Source organism: Lentzea sp. NBRC 105346, assembly GCF_030269605.1.
Taxonomy (GTDB): domain Bacteria; phylum Actinomycetota; class Actinomycetes; order Mycobacteriales; family Pseudonocardiaceae; genus Lentzea.
In genome coordinates this window covers 19,013-39,101 of record NZ_BSTQ01000023.1, presented here as the reverse complement: position 1 = coordinate 39,101, position 20,089 = coordinate 19,013, and the positions used below count along the sequence as shown (strand labels likewise).

Genomic DNA, 20,089 nt, shown 5'->3' with positions numbered 1-20,089 from the left:
TTCCCTACCCCGCGTCAGGTAGGCAGACCAGGCAAGCCCGGCACCGTCGGGAGACCACCCGGCGGCGCAGGCAGACCGCACTTCTGCAGTGCGTCGGTAAGCGTCTTCAACAAATCCGTAACCAGCGACAACAGCTTGGTCGGATCCGGCAGCCCAGCCCCCGGCAACACCTTGCCGAGCAGCCCGAAGACGTTGGAGAACAGACTCATGACAACGGGCAGGCACTCCTCCGGCCCCTGCCAAGCAACGTCCGAGGACGCACCAGCAGGCACGGGCAACCCGGCAGGAGCACTAACCGGCGGCGTAGGCAAACACTTGGCGCCCTGCAACGCGGTCAACACCCCGAGGATGTCCCCAAGCGGCGCAGCAGCGTTGCCCGGATTCGGCGGGATCGCCGTGAGCGAGCCGATCACTTTCTTCAAGGTGTCGACGAGCTGGGTCACCAGTCCGGCGCAGGCAGCGGGTGGATCATCGCGGTCAGGCGTCGAGGCGGCGGGGACAACCGAGGCGGTAAACATCACTGCGACGAGCGAGATTACGGTAACTGTTTTCTTCACGGCTACCTGCTTTCATCCGTGCGCATTTCAGATAAACCGACCTTAAATGCCGGTATCTGCTCATTCCATGCGACAGAGCGTATGCCCGCATACCCATGTCTACCAGCGGAGATAGAGAAATCACCCGAACGAATCGGTTTCATGCGAATGAGGGAAGGGCACGAAAGAGCACGCAAGCACGAGCCAGGTAACTTGCGGTTACCGCACAACCCGCAAGATAGACGGATCAGGGCATCCAGTCCGCTTCAAACCAGCGAACCGGATGCCCTGAGTTGATCTCAAGACGCCAGTACGACGCGACCGAGTTCCGCGGGCGTGGCCAGCAGGTTGTGCCGGGGCAGCACGCGCACGGTGTAGCCGAGGGTTCCGGCGTGCGGCAACGGCACGTCGACCTCGTAGTTGCCGTTGCCCGCGTAGTGCATCGGGTGCGACACGAGGTCGTACAGCTCGTCACTGTCGCCGACCTTGCCCAGCACCACCTGGACGTCCACTTCGGACGGCTCCAGGCCGGCCAGCTCGACCCGCGCGGTGACGTGCACGGGCGCGCCGAGCACCGGAACGGCGGGCCCGGTGATGGCGAGGTCGCTGTCGAGCACGCGCACGCGGGTCCACGACGCGCGCAGGCGGTGCCGGTACGCCGACAGCTCCTTGGCGCCGCGGTAGCCCTCGCCCACCACGGTCCGCGCGGACGCGGCCGCGGGCGCGTAGTAGGTCTCGACGTACTCGCGGACCATGCGCGACGCCTGGACCACCGGGCCGAGCGAGGCGAGCGTGTGCCGCACCATCGACATCCAGCGGGTCGGCACGCCGTCCTCGCCGCGGTCGTAGAACAGTGGCGCCACCTGGGAGCCGAGCAGCTCGTAGAGCGCGTTGGCCTCCAGGTCGTCGCGGCGGATCGGGTCGGCGACGCCGTCGGCGGTCGGGATGGCCCAGCCGTTGCTGCCGTCGTACAGCTCGTCCCACCAGCCGTCGCGAATGGACAGGTTGAGCCCGCCGTTCAGCGCGGCCTTCATGCCGGACGTGCCGCACGCCTCCAGCGGGCGCATCGGGTTGTTCAGCCACACGTCGCAGCCCCAGTACAGGTACCGGGCCATGGACATGTCGTAGTCGGGCAGGAACACGATCCGGTGCCGCACACCCGCCTCGTCGGCGTAGCGGACGATCTGCTGGATCAGCGCCTTGCCGCCGTCGTCGGCGGGGTGCGACTTGCCGGCGACGACCAGCTGCACGGGCCGCTCGGGGTGCAGCAGCAACGACCGCAGCCGCTCCGGGTCGCGCAGCATCAGCGTGAGCCGCTTGTACGTCGGCACGCGCCGGGCGAAGCCGACGGTCAGCACCTCGGGGTCGAACACCGAGCCGGTCCAGCCGAGCTCCAGCGCCGACGCGCCGCGCTGCAGCCACGACTCGCGCAGCCGCCGCCGGACCTCGTTGACGAGCCGCTCGCGCAGCTGGCAGCGCAGCTCCCACAGCAGCTTGTCGGTGACCGGCTCGAACGAGCCGAAGCCGGTGTTGGTCGACGCGGTGTCCGCATCGGACCCGCCGAGCAGCTTGCTGATCTCGGTCGCCGCCCACGTCGGCCCGTGCACGCCGTTGGTCACCGAGCCAATCGGCACCTCGGTCGTGTCGAAGCCCGGCCACAGGCCGCGGAACATGTCGCGGCTGACCTCACCGTGCAGCCTGGACACGCCGTTCGCGCGCTGTGCGAGCCGCAGGCCCATGTGCGCCATGTTGAACATGCCGGGGTTGTCCTCGGCGCCGAGCGCGAGGATCCGCTGCGTGTTCACGCCGGGGACGAGCTGCTCGTCGCCGAAGTAGTGCTGCACCAGGTCGACCGGGAAGCGGTCGATGCCGGCGGGCACCGGGGTGTGCGTGGTGAAGACGGCACCGGCCCGCGATGCGGCCAGCGCCTGGTCGAAGTCGAGGCCGTCGTTGGTGATGTACTCGCGGATCCGCTCCAGGCCGAGGAACCCGGCGTGGCCCTCGTTGGTGTGGAACACCTCGGGCTGCGCGTGCCCGGTGAGCTCGCAGAACGTGCGCACGGCACGCACACCGCCGATGCCGGCCAGGATCTCCTGGCGGATGCGGTGGCCCTGGTCGCCGCCGTAGAGCCGGTCGGTGACGCCGCGCAGGTCCTCGTCGTTCGTCTCGACGTCGGAGTCCAGCAGCAGCAACGGGATGCGGCCCACCTGGGCCTTCCACACCTTCGCCCGCAGGACGCGGCCGCCGGGCATGTTGACGTGCACGAGCAGCGGCAGGCCGGAGGGCTCGGTGAGCAGCTCCAGCGGCAGGCCGCGCGGGTCGAGGACCGGGTAGTGCTCGATCTGCCAGCCGTCCAGCGACAGCGACTGCCGGAAGTAGCCGGACCGGTAGAGCAGGCCGACCGCGATCAGCGGCACGCCGAGGTCGCTCGCCGCCTTGAGGTGGTCACCGGCGAGGATGCCGAGGCCGCCGGAGTAGTTCGGCAGCGCCTCGTGCACGCCGAACTCCATCGAGAAGTACGCGACGGCCGTGGGCAACGGCTTGTCGTCGCCGACGCCGTGCTCCCGCCGTTGCTGGATCTCGTCCTGGCGCCGCTGGTACCAGCGTGGCCCGGTGACGTACCGGTCGAGGTCGTCGGCCAGCGCCCGGACGCGGAGGAGGAACTGTTCGTCCCGAGCCAGTGTCTCGAGCCGCCCCGCGTCGACCACGGACAGCAGGCGCAGCGGATCGCCACCAGTCTCGGACCAGACCTTCGGGTCGATCGAGGAGAAGAGGTCCTGCGTCGGTGGATGCCACGTCCAGCGCAGGTTGGTGGCGAGCGTGGCCAGCGCGGAGAGGGACTCGGGCAGGCTGGCTCGGACGGTGAACCGGCGAAGTGCTCGCATGGCGAGCGACCTTATCTCCCACCTATGCGGGCCCGACAAGATTCCCGGCCAAGCCTGCAACGAATTGCAGAACCGATCAAGACGACGAAGCCCGCGACCTGCGAAAACCTTCGCGGGTGTGCGCGAGCCTACACAAAGCGACCCCCGCCAGCCGTCGGCAATGGTCTCGCCGGGTGGCCTGTGGAGTACCTACTCCAGGCTGATCCGTCATCAAGATCATGCGAGTACGAATGAAAGTCCGTCGCCCGAACTGAGAGTCGAGTCTTGGTGGGTGAGATGAGGCGTCTGGGGTTCGCCCGGCCGGTACTGCTCGTCGTCGGCCTGGTGGTCTGCCTGATCTTCGGCCTGGTCGTGGCCTTCCGTGTCCTCAACGCCGGCGGTGGCTGCGCCGGCTGCCCGGCCGGACCGGCGGCCGGTTTCTCGGTCGCGCTGCACGCCGTCGGTGAGAACGGCGCCGAGGTCACCGGCGCTTCGGCCGAGCTGCACGGACTCGGCGCGGACAGCACACCGGTCCAGGTCAGCGGCGCGACCATGCGCACGCCGGTGCTGCGCGGACCCGTGCTCGCCGTGGTGCGCGCACCGGGCCACCTCGCCGAACCGGTGCCGCTGGGCTGGGCCGACGCCGGCCGCACGGTCGAGGTGCGGCTCTTCGACCGGACCCGGTTCGCGATGCACTCGGCGGGCGACGTGATGTTCGGACGCCGGTACGCGGCACCGGAGCAGGGCTCGCCGCTGATCCCGGAGTCCGCGCCCGAGCGGGGTGCCGAGCAGGTGGTGTCGGCCGTGGCGCCCATGTTCTCGGCCGCCGACCTGCGCACGGTCAACCTGGAGAGCGTCGTCAGCGACCTGCCCGCGAACGCGGCCTACCCGCAGAAGCGGTTCATCCTCAAGTCCGCCACGGCGACGACGGCCGGGTTGCGCAAGCTCGGCGTCGACTGCGCGGTGCTGGCGAACAACCACTCGCGCGACTTCCTGGAGCAGGGCATCACCGACACCAGGGCCGCGCTGACCAAGGCCGGGATCGGCATGGTCGGCGCCGACGTGACCGCGGAGGGCGCCGCGGTGCCGTTCCGCACGACGGTCAACGGCACGAGCCTCGCGGTCGCCGGTTTCACCAGTGTGGACGGTGACTTCGTCAACCGCGCCTACCCGACGAGCGGGACGCCCGCGTCGCCCGACAACGCCTGGCAGTACGAGCAGCGCACCTGGGGGTTCAGCGGCGCCGGCGTCCACGTGCCGACGAAGCCCAGACGCATCGGCCAGGCGTGGCAGGAGTTCCAGCGCGCCGAGCCGAAAGCCGACCGCGCGGCGCTCTGGGGGTCGCTGGTGCAGGTGTACCCCGAGCTGCAGGACTGGGTCGCCCGGCGCGGGCACGGCGGCGCCGCCGCGTGGGACGCGGTGTCCTCACCGGCGCAGGTCGCGGAACTGTCCAAACAACACCAGGTCGTCGTCGTCCAGCTGCACGCGGGCTTTCAGTTCCAGGACTCCGCTTCGGACAACGTGCGCGCGATCGCGCACGCGGCGATCGACGCCGGAGCGAGCATCGTGGTCGGCCATCACCCGCACGTCCTGCAGGGCGTCGAGTGGTACAAGGGCAGGCTGATCGTCTACAGCCTCGGCAACTTCGTGTTCGACCAGAACTTCCTCGCCACGTTCTCCAGCGCGATCCTGCGGACCGTGTGGGACGGCCCCCGGCTGCTCGAGGCGAGGCTGCTGCCGCTGGAGCTCGTCGGGTACCGGCCGGTCCCGCTGACCGGTGACGCGGCGCGGCAGGTGCTCGGCCGGATCTGGGAGCGCGGCATGCGCCCGGCCGCGACCGACCGGGACCGCACCGGCGCGGTCCGCGCGTTCCCCCGGCCGCAGCCCGAGGACACCGTGCCGGGCCAGGTGGTGTTCGAGCACAACACCGGCCGGATCACGGCGACGGCGCCCGCGGACACGGCCAAAGACCTCGTCGTGCCACCGGGTGTGCTCGATCTCGGCACACCGCCCGGCGCGCTGACCCGCCCGACCGGTGGCGCCGGCGTCGAGCTGGGCCGTGACCTGTTCGGGTGGGGCCGGTTCGAGGACGAGACCGCCGACGGGCAGGTCGACTCGGCGACGCACTGGACGACCGACAGCAGCGCCGAGAGCGCGCAGACCGGCCCCACCCCGCAGGGCCGCCGGTTCCTGCACCTCACCGCGGCGCCCGGCAAGTCCGTGCAGACGCGTGCGGTGGCGCGGATCGCGTTGCCCAGGCACCGGCTGTTCGGCGCCGACACCCGGCCGCTGGATCCGGCGCCCTCCTACTCGATGCGGGCGGTCGTGCGCGGTTCGGCGGCGAGCACCGCGTACTTCCGGTTCGGCGTCTACCACTTCGACGACAGCAACCCGACCGAGGATCCGACGTCGACGTTGCTCACGACGATCACGCGTGCGGTCGAGGTGCCGCCGGACGGCGGCTGGCACCAGGTGAGCATCGACCTGTCCACAGCCGACCTGGACACCGCCGAGGGTGACGGGAACATGATCATGCTGTACGCCGGGCTGCAGGAGCGGCCGGACCGGCAGAGCGCGTCGCTGGACCTCGACGACGTGCGGTTCGTGGAATGGCGCGGCGCCGACGGGATGACCGGCTCGTTCGGCGATTTCACGCTGGCGCGCAACAACGACGTGCGACCGAGAACCCTCTCGGCGCTCGTGCGCCAGGCGTCCTGAGACGGATCTCCAATTCTGTCAACGGTTGTGCCATGCACTCGCGCAACCACAGTGCGTAGTCGTCCCGTCACTGCGATGTGGAGGAGCACCGAGCTATGAGCCGGCCACTCACCGAAGCTGGTTTTCCTTCGGGCGCAAGGGTTCCGCTGGCCGTGACCGTGGTGGCGCTGCTGTCGCTCGCGGTGTTCTGCGGGGTCCGGCTCGGTGGTCACCAGGACGGCTCGTCGGTGGAGGTCGTCGCCAGCTCGCACCAGTGGTTCGCGGAGAACCTCGCGCGCTCGGTCGGCGAGTCGGTGCGGGAGGCCGCGGGCGACCTGGCGGCGGCCGTGCGGCGCTACGGCGTCCGGCCCGACTACGGCACGGACCAGACCATCGAGTTCTTCGCGAAGAACACCCCGCGGTCGCGTGGGCTGGCCGTGGTCAACCGGTCGTCGGGGAAGCTGCTGGCGTCCGCCGGTGAGGCCGTGCCGATCGAGTCGCTGGCCATCGGCGAGGTCACCGGGTCCGCGGTGCGCGTGGTGGCCGATCACGACGGTGGCGTGCAGACGGTGATCGCCGACGTGCTGACCGGCACCGACCGGCTCGTGATCATGTCGATGGACCTCGCCGTCCCCGCGCCCGCCGTGGACAGCCTGCGGCTGCCGTCCACGGTGCTGCTGGCGACCGACGGCGGTGAGGTGATCGGTTCCAGCGCCGGCGATGAGCTGATCACGCGGGCCGCCGCTGCCGCCACGTCCGGAACAGGCGGCCACCTGGTCGGCGCCGAGCAGGCGCTGGCGGATGGGCGCGCCGTCGTGCCGATCGTCGCCTACTCGCCGGTGACGACGGGCACGGCCAAGGCCCGGCTTGGCATCTCCGTGCTGCTGTCCGGCGCCACGCCACCGGACGACGACGCGGTCACGGTGGGCGGCCTGTGGCCCGCTCTTTCGCTGCTCGGAGTGACGCTCGTGGTCGCGTTGCTGATCGGCGGAGGCCTGGTGCGGCCGGTCCGGCGGTTGCGCCGCGACGCGATGACCGTCGCATCCGGACAGTCCTGGCCGGGCCGCCGGTACCGGATCTCGGAGACCCGCCGCATCGCGGGCGCGTTCGGCGCGACGGGCCCGCCCGGCCGGTGTTCGGCACTGGTCGCGGTCGTCCTCGCGTTCCTCGTCCTGATCGGCTGGTCCGGCGGGGTGCTGTGGACGCTGGGCAGGCAGGAGGTGCGCGTACCGCAACAGGCGGTGGAGATCACCCAGAGCCTCGCCGCGAACACCGCGCACACGTTGCGCCGCAGCCTGCAGCAGAGCCTGACCGACCTGCGGGCGATGGCCGCGCGGATCACCGACACCGACGAGCTCGACCCGGTGCTGCAGGAGATGTCCGCGCGCCACCCGCGCTACCGCAGCGTGTACGTCATCGACCCGCAGGGCGTGATACTGGCGCGGGCGGGCCGCAAGCCTTTGCGCGCCGAGCAACCGCCGCCCGACGGGTTCGGCCTGCACCAGCAGGACACCGCGGGCCGGGTGCCGATCATCTACGCCGCGGCCCAGCTCGCCGACGGCAAGCACGTGGTGATCGGCGAACTGGACGTGGTGAAGCTGTCCGCCCTGGCCCGCAAGCCGGGTGGCGTGGGCCGGCTCGTCGACTCGGGTCTGCGCACGGTCGCCGCGACCGTCGGTTTCCGCGCGTACGAGGAGTTGACCGCGGAACCGTTGCGGCGCAGCGTGACCAGCGCCATGCACGGCGCCGCCGAGCCCGCCGTGCACGAGGTCGACGGCCGGCTGTCCGTGGTCGCGGCCGCCGCGATCTACGGCTCGCAGGCGACCAACGAGCTGCAGTGGACGGTCGTCATCGAGCAGCCGGTGAGCCAGCTCCCGTTGCCCGGCAACCACATCCGGCGCGGCGCGTGGCTGGCCGCGCTGGTGGCGGCCGTCGTCGCGCTCGGGATGCTCGGCTGGCACCTGCTGGTCCTGGTGCTGCCGCTGCGCCGGCTCGCGTCGGTCGCGGACCGCTTCGCCGCCGGTGACACCCGCACGGTCATCTACCCGCAGCGCCCCGACGAGATCGGCACCGTCGCCCGCTGCCTCGAACTCCACCGGCAAGCGAAAGACCGTTATGGCCACCATCACGGACCTGAGGTCCGTGATGGTGGCCATAACGGCACCCTCCGGAACGCTAAGGGGCAGTGAATGCGCTTCCTGCACGCGGTCTACCTGGTCACGTGCCTGGTGTTGCTGGTCTCGGGGCTCGTCGAGCAGCGCAGGCACTACGTGAACATCCGGCGCATCCGGTTCCGCATCCTGGTCAACGGCATCCGGGGCAAGAGCTCGATCACACGGTTGTGCGCGGGCGCGCTGCGCGGCGGCGGGCTGGTCACGGTCGCGAAGACCACCGGCACCGCGGCCCGGTTCATCCACCCCGACGCCACCGAGGAACCGGTGTACCGCAAGTTCGGCATCGCCAACATCGTCGAGCAGATCGGCATCGTGCGACGCGCGGCCGCGTACGAGCCGGACGCGCTGGTCATGGAGTGCATGGCCGTCGCGCCGGACCTGCAGGAGATCAACCAGACCAAGCTGATCCACTCGACCATCGGCGTGCTGTGCAACGTGCGCGAGGACCACCTCGCGGAGATGGGCCCGACACTCGACGACGTGGCGCGGTCGCTGTGCCGGTCCATGCCGGTCGGCGGCGTGTGCGTCACAGCGGAGGTTGAGCGCCTGGACATCCTGCGCGCGGAGGCGCGCGCGCGGCGGTGCGAGCTGATCGCGGTGGACCCCTCGACCGTGACCGACGAGGAGATGAGCGGGTTCAGCTGGATCACGTTCAAGGAGAACGTGGCGATCGCGATCGCCGTGGCCTCGCTGTGCGGGGTGTCGCGGGCGGACGCGATCGCGGGCATGTGGGCCGCGCCGCCGGACCCCGGCGTGCTGCGGGTGCACCGGTACGCCGTCGAGGACCGGCAGGTGCGGTTCGCGAACGTGTTCGCGGCCAACGACCCCGAGTCGACGCTGATGAACATCGAGCTCCTACTCTCCCGCGGCGCCATCCGCCAGCCGCTGCACGTGGTGATCAACTGCCGCCCGGACCGGGTGGAACGCAACGGCCAGATGGGCGCGCTGATCCCGCGACTCGACCCCGCCCGCGTGATCCTCATCGGCGAGCCGACGCGCAGCGCGTTCGCCGCGATCCCCGGCGAGTGGCAGGACCGCGTGCTCGATCTGGGCGGCCGGCGTCCACCTGCTGAGCTGCTACGCGGGGTGCTGGAAGGCGGCACCGACGTGTCGCTCGCCGCCATCGGCAACATCCACGGCCAGGGCGAAGTGCTGCTGGCGGAGCTCGACCGACTGGGGAGTACCCGATGATCAGTGGCAGCCTGCAGCCCGAGGTGGCGGCACTCGGCCTGGCGCTGGGCCTGCTGTTCTCGCTGACGTGCTACCTCACGTCCAACCTCTCGCCCGGCGGCATGATCACCCCGGGCTGGCTGGCGCTGACGATGGTCGAGGACTACCGGCGCGCGGCGATCGTGGTGCTGATGACCGCGCTGACCTACGTCGGCACGAAGGGGCTGCAGCGCGCCGTGATCCTCTACGGCAAGCGCCTGTTCGCGGCCGTGGTGCTGTTGAGCGTGCTGCTGCAGACCTCGTTGTTCATCCTCATCCAGAACGACTACCCGCTGCTCTACGTGCACGAGACGCTCGGGTTCGTGGTGCCGGGCCTGATCGCCTACCAACTGGTGCGGCAACCGCCCGCCGCGACCGTGATCGCGACCGGGGCGGTCAGCCTCGTCACCTACGGCGTGCTGGTGAGCGGTGTGCTCGTCGGCATGGTCCCGACGGTCTGAGGGGTTTCATCATGCGTCTGCTGCACCTGGCCGTCGTCTCTGTGGTGATCGCTTCATCCGGCGCGGCCGTCGGCTACCTCGCCGTCACCCACGACCAGGAACGGTCGGGGCACGAGGCCGTCGCCCGCATCCGCAGCCTGCCCGAACCGGCCAGGGCCTACCGCTACGAACGCCTGACCGCCCCCGCACGCACAGTCGTCCGCGACGACCGCGGCGCGATCGTGGCGACGTTCACCGACGGCGCCCGCACGGCCGTCCTCATCGGACCGGCGCGCACCTTCGCCGAACCGGCCCGCCCCCGCGCGGTCGCCACGACCCCGTCGTGGGTCCGGCTACTGCCCCAGCCGTGGCAGCGTGACCTGGACAAACAGGACTGGTTCCGCCCCTGGCTGGACCGCGCGCTCGCCGACCGCTCCGACGACGTACTCGCCGTCGCGGCCCAGTACCTCGAGGGCGCGGTTTCTGCCACCGACGGCAAGGCCGTGCGGTTCCGCGGCGACGCGGCGTTCGGCAAGGGCGACTTCACCGACTACCTCGGGGTGAACTGGACCTTCCCGGACGGGACGACCGCCACTCCTGCGCCGGACCAGTACGGGACGGTCGATCCGGCCGGGTTCGTGCGGCTCGTCTACGGGTATCGGCTCGGGTATCCGTTGCGCGGTTCGTCCGGGCCGGGGCTGCCTCGGTCGCTCAAGGAGATGGCCTCGCTCGGGACGGCTGTGGCGCCCGAGCGGCTCGTGCTGCAGCCCGGTGACCTGCTGTTTTTCGGGGTGTCCGTGCGGGGGCAGGGGGAGGCTGACCTGGTCGGGATCTTCACCGGGCTCGATCGGGCCGGGCGGCCGAGTTTGATCGCCAGCCGGAAGAAGACGGCTGGGCCGGCGTTGACCGACGACACGGGGCTGGTGCTGCGCGCCGCACGCCGCCTCTGAGGGGCGGATCGATCACCGGGCCAGGCGTTCGAGGAGGTCCGCGTCCTCGGCCACGATCGACGCGAGCAGCTCGTCGCGCTGAAGGCGCCGTCGATCAACGTCCCGCGACTCGTCCACACCGGCACGGTACCGCCCCCACGCCTGCTCCGGGGCGATCTTCGGCCGCACGCCTGACATGAGGATCTCGCACGTTCCGCCCCTCCTCCGGAATCGTCGTCACCAGTTTTCGAGACCTCCCCTGGACACGTGACGACCAAGGGTGTGCGATCGACTAGGACGGGGTACGAACAGAAGACGGCCTCCCCCGATGAAGGCCTGCTGGATCGAGCAAGGCAGGATTGGCACAAACACGGCGAGAGGGGCGCTGCGCATGAGCGGACGGCTCGGCATCGACGACGTCTCCCCCGCGGTCAGCGGAGGCCGGTATCCGGCCAAAGCCGTTGTCGGGGAACACGTTCCGGTTCAGGCGACGGTCTGGCGCGAGGGGCACGACAAGCTCGCCGCGACGGTCACGTGGCGCGGGCCGGACGACCGGGTCGCGAGACAGACCCGGATGAGCGAGGTCGGGATCGGGCTGGACCGCTGGGGCGCGGTGATCGTTCCGGACGCCGAGGGGCCGTGGACGTTCCGCGTGGACGCGTGGAGCGACCCGTGGGGCACGTGGCGGCACGCCGTCGAGGTCAAGATCGCGGCCGGGCAGGGGCCCGGTGAGCTCGCCAACGACCTGGAGATCGGCGCGCGGCTGCTCGACCGTGTCGCTCGCAGGCCCGACCGCCGCAAGGAACGAGCACTGCTCACGAACGCGGCGACGGCACTGCGGGACGAAGATCGTCCGCTCAACGAGCGCGTCGCCCCGGCCCTCGCCGACGACGTGCAGAAGATCATGTTCGAGCACCCCGTCAGGGAGCTCATCACCAAGGGCAAGACGCACAAGATCTGGTGCGACCGCAAGCGCGCGGCGTTCGGGTCCTGGTACGAGTTCTTCCCGCGCAGCACCGGCGGCATCGACGAGACCGGGCAGGCCATCCACGGCACGTTCGCCACGGCCGCCAAGGAGCTCGAGCGCGTCGCGGCGATGGGGTTCGACGTCGCGTACCTGCCGCCGATCCATCCGGTCGGCCGGGTGAACCGCAAGGGGCCCAACAACACGCTCGTCGCCGGGCCGGACGACGTCGGGTCGCCGTGGGCGATCGGCGCGGACGAGGGCGGGCACGACGCGATCCACCCGGACCTCGGCACGCAGGAGGACTTCGAGGCGTTCGTCGCGAAGGCCACCGAACTCGGGCTCGAGGTGGCGCTGGACTTCGCGCTGCAGTGCGCGCCGGACCACCCGTGGGTGCTCAAGCACCCGGAGTGGTTCACCACGCGGCCCGACGGCACGATCATGTACGCGGAGAACCCGCCGAAGAAGTACCAGGACATCTACCCGATCAACTTCGACAACGACCCGCAGGGCCTCTACAACGAGATCCTCCGCGTGGTGTTGCACTGGGTCGAGCTCGGGGTGCGGATCTTCCGGGTCGACAACCCGCACACCAAGCCGCCGGACTTCTGGCAGTGGCTCATCTGGACGGTCAAGGACGCCTACCCGGACGTGCTGTTCCTCAGCGAGGCGTTCACCCGGCCGGCGCGGCTCTACGGCCTCGCGAAGCTCGGCTTCACCCAGAGCTACACGTACTTCACGTGGCGGACGGGCAAGCAGGAGCTGATCGAGTTCGGTGAGGACCACCGCGACCACTGGGACGAGGCGCGGCCGAACCTCTTCGTGAACACGCCGGACATCCTGCACGAGTCGCTGCAGCACGGCGGGCCGGGCATGTTCGCGATCCGCGCCGCGCTCGCCGCGACGATGGCGCCGTCATGGGGTGTGTACTCCGGCTACGAGCTGTTCGAGCACGAGGCCGTCAAGCCGGGCAGCGAGGAGTACCTCAACTCCGAGAAGTACCAGCTGCGGCCGCGGGACTTCGCGCGGGCGTTGCACGACGGGCGGTCGCTGGAACCGTGGCTGCGCAAGCTCAACCACGTCCGGCGCGCGCACCCGGCGTTGCAGCAGATGCGCACGCTCAAGTTCCAGCACGTCGAGAACGACGCGCTGATCGCGTACTCCAAACGCGACCCCGAGACCGGCGACACCGTCGTCGTCGTGGTCAGCCTCGACCCCCATGGACCACAGGAGGGCACCCTGTGGCTCGACCTGCCCGACCTCGGCTTCGACTGGCATGAACGCCTGATCGCGCACGACGAGGTCACCGGTGAGGCGTGGGACTGGGGCCAGGCCAACTACATCCGCCTCGAACCGTGGCGCGCCGTGGCACATGTCGTGAGCCTGCAGCGCCGATTCAGCTAGGTGTACAAACCGCCCCCGACGAGGTGGGAACACAATGGTCGATGAAACCCGTCCCGACGCTGCCCTCGGCCTGGAGGGGATCCCGCACACCGGCGAGGCGATCACGGCCGGCGGTCTGCTGACCGAGCCGCAGGCGGAGGACTTCCAGTCCGCGAAGGCCGTCCCGCGCGACCTGAGCTGGTACAAGGGCGCCGTTTTCTACGAGGTGCTGGTCCGCGCGTTCAGCGACTCGAACGGTGACGGCACCGGCGACCTCAGAGGGCTCGCCAGCCGCTTGGACTACCTCGAGTGGCTCGGCGTGGACTGCCTGTGGCTGCCGCCGTTCTACGCCTCGCCGCTGCGCGACGGCGGGTACGACATCAGCGACTTCCGCGCGGTGCTGCCGGAGTTCGGCACCGTCGACGACTTCGTGTACCTGCTGGAGGAGGCGCACCGCCGGGGCATCCGCGTGATCACCGACCTGGTGCTCAACCACACCAGCGACGCGCACCCGTGGTTCCAGCAGTCGCGGCAGGACCCGGACGGGCCCTACGGCGACTACTACGTGTGGAGCGACGACGACTCGCGCTATGCCGACGCGCGGATCATCTTCGTCGACACCGAGACGTCGAACTGGACCTACGACCCGGTGCGCGGCCAGTTCTTCTGGCACCGGTTCTTCAGCCACCAGCCGGACCTCAACTTCGAGAACCAGCACGTGCAGGAGGCGATGCTGGACGTGCTGCGGTTCTGGCTGGACCTCGGCATCGACGGCTTCCGGCTCGACGCCGTGCCCTACCTGTTCGAACAGGAGGGCACGAACTGCGAGAACCTGCCGCGCACGCACGAGTTCCTCAAGCGCTGCCGCAAGGTCGTCGACGACGAGTACCCCGGCCGCGTGCTGCTCGCCGAGGCGAACCAGTGGCCGTCCGACGTCGTCGAGTACTTCGGTGACGCGGAGGTCGGCGGCGACGAGTGCCACATGGCGTTCCACTTCCCGTTGATGCCGCGCATCTTCATGGCGGTGCGGCGCGAGTCGCGGTTCCCGATCTCGGAGATCCTGGCGCAGACGCCGGCCATCCCGGAGAACTGCCAGTGGGGCATCTTCCTGCGCAACCACGACGAGCTGACGCTCGAGATGGTCACGGACGAAGAGCGCGACTACATGTACGCGGAGTACGCCAAGGACCCGCGGATGAAGGCGAACATCGGCATCCGCCGAAGGCTCGCCCCGCTGCTGGAGAACGACCGCAACCAGCAGGAGCTGTTCACCGCGCTGCTGTTGTCACTGCCGGGCTCGCCCGTCCTGTACTACGGCGACGAGATCGGCATGGGCGACAACATCTGGCTCGGTGACCGCGACGCGGTGCGCACACCGATGCAGTGGACACCGGACCGCAACGCCGGTTTCTCCAACTGCGACCCCGGCCGCATCTACCTGCCGGTGATCATGGACCCGGTGTACGGGTACCAGGGCCTCAACGTCGAGGCGCAACTGAACAACACGTCGTCGCTGCTGAACTGGACCCGGCACATGATCGGGATCCGCAAGCAGCACCATGCGTTCGCCGAGGGCGACTTCAGTGAGCTGGGCGGCTCGAACCCGAGCGTGCTCGCGTACAAACGCCGGTGGAAGCGGCCCGACGGGCGCGAGGACATCGTGTTGTGCGTGAACAACCTGTCCCGGTTCCCGCAACCGGTCGAGCTGGACCTGTCCGAGCACCGGGAGAGCACGCCGCTGGAGCTGACCGGTGGCGTACGGTTCCCGACCGTCGGCGAGCTGCCCTACCTGCTCACCCTGCCCGGCCACGGCTTCTACTGGTTCCAGCTGGTCGAAGCGGGAGACGACGCCGAACCGAGGTCTAGGTGATGCGGATGATCGAACCGACGGAACTCGTGGAGAAGCTGGTCACCGCGCTGCCCGACCTGTTGCCGAACCTGCGCTGGTTCGGGGGCAAGGACCGGCACGTCACCGCCGTCCGTCCACTTCGGACGACGGTGCTGAGCGACGACCTGGTGCACGTGATCGTCGAGGTCGAGCAGGACGACCGGTCCTCGCCGTACCAGCTGCTGGTGTCCGAGCACGCCGAGCAGTTCGACTCGGCGGCCGACCCGGAGCTCAACGGCGTGCTGCTCGACCTGATGGCGCGCGGCGAGCGCGTCGGCGACCTCGTGTTCGCGCACGAGCCGGACACCGAGCTGCGCACGGAACTGCGCGGCCGGCCGATCGGCGTCGAGCAGTCCAACACCTCGGTGATCTACGGCCAGCAGTACATCCTGAAGCTGTTCCGCAAGCTGTCGCCGGGCGAGAACCCGGACCTGGTGCTGCACCGCGCGTTGCGGCAGGCGGGCAGCACGCACATCGCGCAGCCGCTCGGGTCGATCAGCACCGATCTCGACGGCACGCCGGTGACGCTGGGCATGCTGCAGGAGTACATGCCGGACGCCGTCGAGGGCTGGGCCATGGCCACCACGAGCGTGCGCGACCTGATGGCCGAGGCCGACCTGCACGCCGACGAGGTCGGCGGCGACTTCGCCGCCGAGGCCTGCCGCCTCGGCAACGCGGTCGCGTCCGTGCACGCCGACCTGGCACGCGCGCTCGGCACCCAGACCGCGGGGGCCGAGGAGATCGCGGCTGCCATCGCGGGCATGCAGTCCCGTTTGGACAGTGTGCTGCGGTCGGTGCCGGAGCTGGGCGAGCACGAGGCCGCGTTGCGGGCGACGTTCGAACAGGCCCGCGAGCACATCGGCGACGTGCCGATCCAGCACATCCACGGCGACCTGCACCTGGGTCAGGTGCTGCGGACCGTGCAGGGCTGGCTGCTGATCGACTTCGAGGGCGAGCCCGCGGCGCCGATGTCCGAACGCCTGGCGATGCGCTCGCCGTTGCGCGACGTGGCCGGAATGCTGCGATCCTTCGACTACGCGGCACACCAGATGCTGGTGGGCCAGGACGACGACCAGCTCGCCTACCGCGCGCTGGAGTGGGCGAAGCGCAACCGCACGGCGTTCTGCGACGGCTACGCGGAGGTGGCCGCCGACCCGCGCGCGAACGAGTACCTGTTGAAGGCGTTCGAGCTGGACAAGGCGGTATACGAGGTCGCGTACGAGCACGCGAACCGGCCGGAGTGGTTGACGATCCCGCTGTCGTCGATCGCCCGGATCACCAGTGGAGGCGAGTGACGTGAACGACCTGGATCGGATCCTGGCGGGATCGCACCACGACCCGCACTCGGTGCTGGGTGTGCACCACGTCGGCGACAAGGTCGTCGCCCGCGCGTTCCGGCCGGGGGCCGCGTCGGTCGCCGTGCTGGCCGGCGACAAGCGCATCGAGCTCTCCCGGTTGCGCGAGGGCCTGTTCGAGGGCGAGCTGCCCGAACATCCCGGCGACTACCGACTGGAGATCGACTACCACGGCAACCTCGTCGAGGTCGACGACCCGTACCGCTGGCTGCCCACCGTCGGCGAGCTGGACCTGCACCTGATCGGCGAGGGCCGTCACGAGCGGCTCTGGGACGTACTGGGCGCGCACGTGCGCACGTACGACACACCGACCGGTGCGGTCTCGGGCGTCTCGTTCTCCGTGTGGGCGCCGAACGCGAACGGCGTGCGCGTCACCGGTGACTTCGACGGCTGGGACGGCCGCGCGAACCCGTTGCGCTCCATGGGTTCCTCGGGCGTCTGGGAGATCTTCATCCCGAACGTGCCGGTCGGATCCCGTTACAAGTTCCGGATTCTCGGCAAGGACGGCCGCTGGCACGAGAAGGCCGACCCGCTGGCGTTCGCCACCGAGACTCCCCCGGCGACCGCGTCGGTCGTGACGCAGTCGACCTACCGCTGGCGCGACGCGGAGTGGGAGACGCGGCGCGAGGCCACGCAGTGGGCGGGCGCGGCGATGTCGATCTACGAGGTGCACCTCGGCTCGTGGCGGCCCGGTCTCGGGTACCGGGAGCTGGCCGTTCAGCTCGCCGAGTACGTGAAGGACCTGGGCTTCACGCACGTGGAGCTACTGCCCGTCGCCGAGCACCCGTTCGGCGGTTCGTGGGGCTACCAGGTGACGTCGTACTACGCGCCGACGTCCCGCTTCGGCTCGCCGGACGACTTCCGGCACTTCGTGGACACGTTGCACCAGGCCGGAATCGGCGTGATCGTCGACTGGGTGCCCGCGCACTTCCCGAAGGACGAGTGGGCCCTGGCGCGGTTCGACGGCACGCCGCTCTACGAGCACGCGGACCCGCGCCGCGGCGAGCAGCTCGACTGGGGCACGTACGTCTTCGACTTCGGCCGCAACGAGGTCCGCAACTTCCTCGTGGCCAACGCCCTGTACTGGATCGAGGAGTTCCACCTCGACGGCCTGCGCGTGGACGCCGTCGCGTCGATGCTCTACCTCGACTACTCCCGCCCGGACGGCGGTTGGCTGCCCAACGAGTTCGGCGGCCGCGAGAACCTCGACGCGGTGCGGTTCCTGCAGGAGCTCAACGCGACCGTCTACCGGCGCCACCCCGGTGTCGTGATGGTCGCCGAGGAGTCCACCGCGTGGCCCGGCGTGACGCGGCCGACGCACCTGGGCGGCCTCGGGTTCGGCTTCAAGTGGAACATGGGCTGGATGCACGACACGCTGCACTACCTGTCGCGCGAACCCATTCACCGGTCGTACCACCACAACGAGATGACGTTCTCGCTGGTGTACGCGTGGAGCGAGAACTTCGTGCTGCCGCTGTCGCACGACGAGGTAGTGCACGGCAAGGGCTCGCTATGGGGCCGGATGCCCGGCGACGACTGGAACAAGGCCGCCGGCGTGCGCTCGTTGCTGGCGTTCATGTGGGCGCACCCCGGCAAGCAGCTGCTGTTCATGGGCGGCGAGTTCGGTCAGCAGCAGGAGTGGTCCGAGTCGCGTTCGCTGGACTGGCACCTCACGGATCAGCCTTTGCACGCCGGAATTCAGTCCCTGATGCGCGACCTGAACTCCGTGTACCGCTCGTCGCCCGCGCTGTACTCCGCGGACGTGACGCCGCACGGGTTCTCGTGGATCGACGCCAACGACTCCGGCGGCAACGTGTTGTCGTTCCTGCGGATCGGCGAGGACGGCTCCGTGCTCGCCTGTGTCGCCAACTTCTCCGGCATGCCACACCACGACTACCGCGTGGGTCTGCCGCTCGCCGGACGCTGGCGCGAGGTCGTGAACACCGATGCCGCGGTGTACGGCGGTTCCGGGGTCGGCAACATGGGCGGCGTGGTCGCCGAGGAGAAGCCGTGGCACGGCCGCCCGGCGTCGGCGGTCCTGCAGCTCCCGCCGGCCGGCGTGCTCTACCTGATGCCGGAGCACGAGCCCACGCCCACGGTCGAGGCAACCCCGGCGGCGGCCGAGGAGGCCCTGGCGGCCGAGTGGCCCGACCCCTCGGAGATCGCCGAGGCCGAGCCACTGGGCACCGGCGCCGAGCGGCCCGCCCCTTCCGAAATCGCCCGCCCCGAGCCACCTCGGTCCGCCACCGACAAACCCACCGAAGCGATCTGACCGACCAGCGAACGTGACGTTCAGGGACTTCTATGTCCCCGAACGTCACGTTCGCTAGCGGTCGGTGGGGACGGCGATCTCGCCGTCCTCGCTGATCAACCGCGCGAACACCTCGTCGGGCAGCCACACCCGGATCGGGTAACCGGTGCCCCACGAGTTGAGGATCGGCACGGCACCGAGTTCGTCAGCCCGCTTGTTGCCGAGCACGGCGTGCACCTCGTCCACGGTCTTGGCCCACCGGAACGCCGCGATCCCGTGCTGTGCCTCGGCTTTGTACCCGAACCGCTTCTGGTAGTCGTCCGCCGCATACGACTCCTGCCACGGCACGTGCCCGAGCGCCACCAGCTGCTCGCCGGCCGCGCGCACCGACGTGCCCTCGTTGTCACCGGGCTTGGTCTCCGGCCACTCGTCCTTCTCCTTTGCCCGCGACCACAACCAGCGCGCGGCGTACTTCCCGCCGTTGAGGATCGACATGGCGCGCGACCACCCGAACCCGACGCAGGCGCCCTCCTGCCCCTGGTCGTAGAACTTCTGCCACTCCGTCTGGTCCGGTCCCTCGCCGGGCTCGAGGCACACGCAGTGCCCGCCCCGGATGCGGCTCAGCTTCTTGTCCCGCGCGAGGAACAGCTCACCGGACCGCTCGTCCTTCGCCGGCTTGTCCATCTCGGCGTACCAGTTGACGCCGATCACCACGGGCACGCGGGTCGGCGGCGCCTCCAGGGCACTCAGCGGATAGCTGTCGACGTGACGCCAGTCGTCCGGCACATACCGGCCAAGACGCGGGTCAGCAGGGTCGGTGTCCATCGGTCGATAACGCATGTGGATTCCCCCTCCGTTTGCGCTCCCTCCAATCAGAGTCGCACCGAAAGGCCAACGGGTGCCTGGAGATCGGCCGAACGTCCCACCAACAGCCCAATCGCGCGGGTCTAGCGTCGAGGCGCCGACACGAACTCCCCGAGGGGGTAACGGTGAAACGACTGGCCAGCTGGCTGGCGGTCGTCGGCGTCGTGCTCACCGGCAGCGCCGCGGTCGCCTCCGCGCAGACCACTACGTCCATCGACCAGAAACGCGCTTTCGGCACCATCGTGCGGGGCGCCACCACGTGTGTGGGCCCACTCTCCCCGAGCAGTGCGGAGGGCGTGCAGATCTCCGGCTTCACCAACGGCAACGCCGACCTGACCTGGCAGGTCTTCTCGGTGTCCTCACAGAGCGCGCCACAGCTCGTCTTCCAGACGACCGGGCGCAACGTCAGCCAGACGGTGCCGCCGTCGGGCAACTTCCTGTTCCACGCGTGCGTGGTCAAGTCGAACCCCGGTTCCGAGGACTTCGACCTGGCCCTCAACTCACAACCGCTCGGCTGAAACACCGTTAAGGCCAC

General features: G+C 69.9%; 14 protein-coding genes. 10 read left to right on the top strand and 4 right to left on the bottom strand.

What is annotated here, in order from left to right; genetic code table 11:
- Positions 1-14: 14 nt before the first annotated feature.
- Positions 15-557 (bottom strand): hypothetical protein, encoded by a 543-nt coding sequence (locus QSK35_RS37520; protein WP_285752505.1) that lies wholly within the window; start codon positions 555-557, stop codon positions 15-17.
- A gap of 278 nt (positions 558-835) precedes the next feature.
- Entirely contained in the window at positions 836-3,421 is a 2,586-nt protein-coding gene (gene glgP, locus QSK35_RS37515; protein WP_285752503.1) for an alpha-glucan family phosphorylase, read from the bottom strand.
- A gap of 276 nt (positions 3,422-3,697) precedes the next feature.
- Here glgP and QSK35_RS37510 point away from each other — a divergent pair, with 276 nt between their 5' ends.
- From QSK35_RS37510 to QSK35_RS37490, 5 genes are all read left to right on the top strand, one after another.
- Positions 3,698-6,118 carry a CapA family protein gene (locus QSK35_RS37510; protein ID WP_285752501.1) on the top strand — a complete coding sequence of 807 codons (2,421 nt, stop codon included), beginning with the start codon at positions 3,698-3,700 and terminating at the stop codon, positions 6,116-6,118.
- 95 nt (positions 6,119-6,213) lie between these two features.
- Complete coding sequence (locus QSK35_RS37505; protein ID WP_285752499.1) at positions 6,214-8,286, top strand: cache domain-containing protein; 2,073 nt, start codon at positions 6,214-6,216, stop codon at positions 8,284-8,286.
- Positions 8,287-9,462 carry a poly-gamma-glutamate synthase PgsB gene (pgsB, locus tag QSK35_RS37500; protein ID WP_285752498.1) on the top strand — a complete coding sequence of 392 codons (1,176 nt, stop codon included), beginning with the start codon at positions 8,287-8,289 and terminating at the stop codon, positions 9,460-9,462.
- Positions 9,459-9,941 carry a poly-gamma-glutamate biosynthesis protein PgsC/CapC gene (locus QSK35_RS37495; protein WP_285752497.1) on the top strand — a complete coding sequence of 161 codons (483 nt, stop codon included), beginning with the start codon at positions 9,459-9,461 and terminating at the stop codon, positions 9,939-9,941. Before pgsB ends, QSK35_RS37495 begins: the two co-directional genes overlap by 4 nt.
- An 11-nt stretch (positions 9,942-9,952) precedes the next feature.
- Entirely contained in the window at positions 9,953-10,870 is a 918-nt protein-coding gene (locus tag QSK35_RS37490; protein ID WP_285752496.1) for an NlpC/P60 family protein, read from the top strand.
- A 12-nt stretch (positions 10,871-10,882) separates the two neighbouring features.
- On the opposite strand, the gene QSK35_RS37485 is transcribed toward QSK35_RS37490, so the two are convergent.
- Positions 10,883-11,047 (bottom strand): hypothetical protein, encoded by a 165-nt coding sequence (locus QSK35_RS37485; protein ID WP_285752495.1) that lies wholly within the window; start codon positions 11,045-11,047, stop codon positions 10,883-10,885.
- 193 nt (positions 11,048-11,240) lie between these two features.
- On the opposite strand from QSK35_RS37485, the gene QSK35_RS37480 reads away from it, so the two are divergent.
- Genes QSK35_RS37480 through glgB form a run of 4 tightly spaced genes read left to right on the top strand, consistent with a single transcriptional unit; the run spans position 11,241 to position 18,711 of the window.
- Entirely contained in the window at positions 11,241-13,217 is a 1,977-nt protein-coding gene (locus tag QSK35_RS37480; RefSeq protein WP_285752494.1) for an alpha-1,4-glucan--maltose-1-phosphate maltosyltransferase, read from the top strand.
- A gap of 34 nt (positions 13,218-13,251) precedes the next feature.
- Positions 13,252-15,066: a maltose alpha-D-glucosyltransferase gene (gene treS / locus QSK35_RS37475; protein WP_285752492.1), complete on the top strand. Its 1,815-nt coding sequence runs from the start codon at positions 13,252-13,254 to the stop codon at positions 15,064-15,066.
- Between the two features lie 5 nt (positions 15,067-15,071).
- The gene (locus QSK35_RS37470) at positions 15,072-16,379 is read left to right on the top strand and encodes a maltokinase N-terminal cap-like domain-containing protein (RefSeq protein WP_285752490.1); all 1,308 of its coding nucleotides are present in this window, start codon (positions 15,072-15,074) and stop codon (positions 16,377-16,379) included.
- A gap of 1 nt (position 16,380) precedes the next feature.
- Complete coding sequence (gene glgB / locus QSK35_RS37465) at positions 16,381-18,711, top strand: 1,4-alpha-glucan branching protein GlgB (RefSeq protein ID WP_285752487.1); 2,331 nt, start codon at positions 16,381-16,383, stop codon at positions 18,709-18,711.
- Positions 18,712-18,765: 54 nt separating this feature from the next.
- On the opposite strand, the gene QSK35_RS37460 is transcribed toward glgB, so the two are convergent.
- On the bottom strand, positions 18,766-19,530 hold the full coding sequence (locus tag QSK35_RS37460; protein ID WP_285752485.1) for a hypothetical protein: 765 nt from the start codon (positions 19,528-19,530) through the stop codon (positions 18,766-18,768).
- A gap of 149 nt (positions 19,531-19,679) precedes the next feature.
- Here QSK35_RS37460 and QSK35_RS37455 point away from each other — a divergent pair, with 149 nt between their 5' ends.
- Positions 19,680-20,072, top strand: coding sequence for a hypothetical protein (locus QSK35_RS37455; RefSeq protein WP_285752484.1), 393 nt, complete (start codon positions 19,680-19,682; stop codon positions 20,070-20,072).
- The last annotated feature ends 17 nt before the right edge of the window (positions 20,073-20,089 follow it).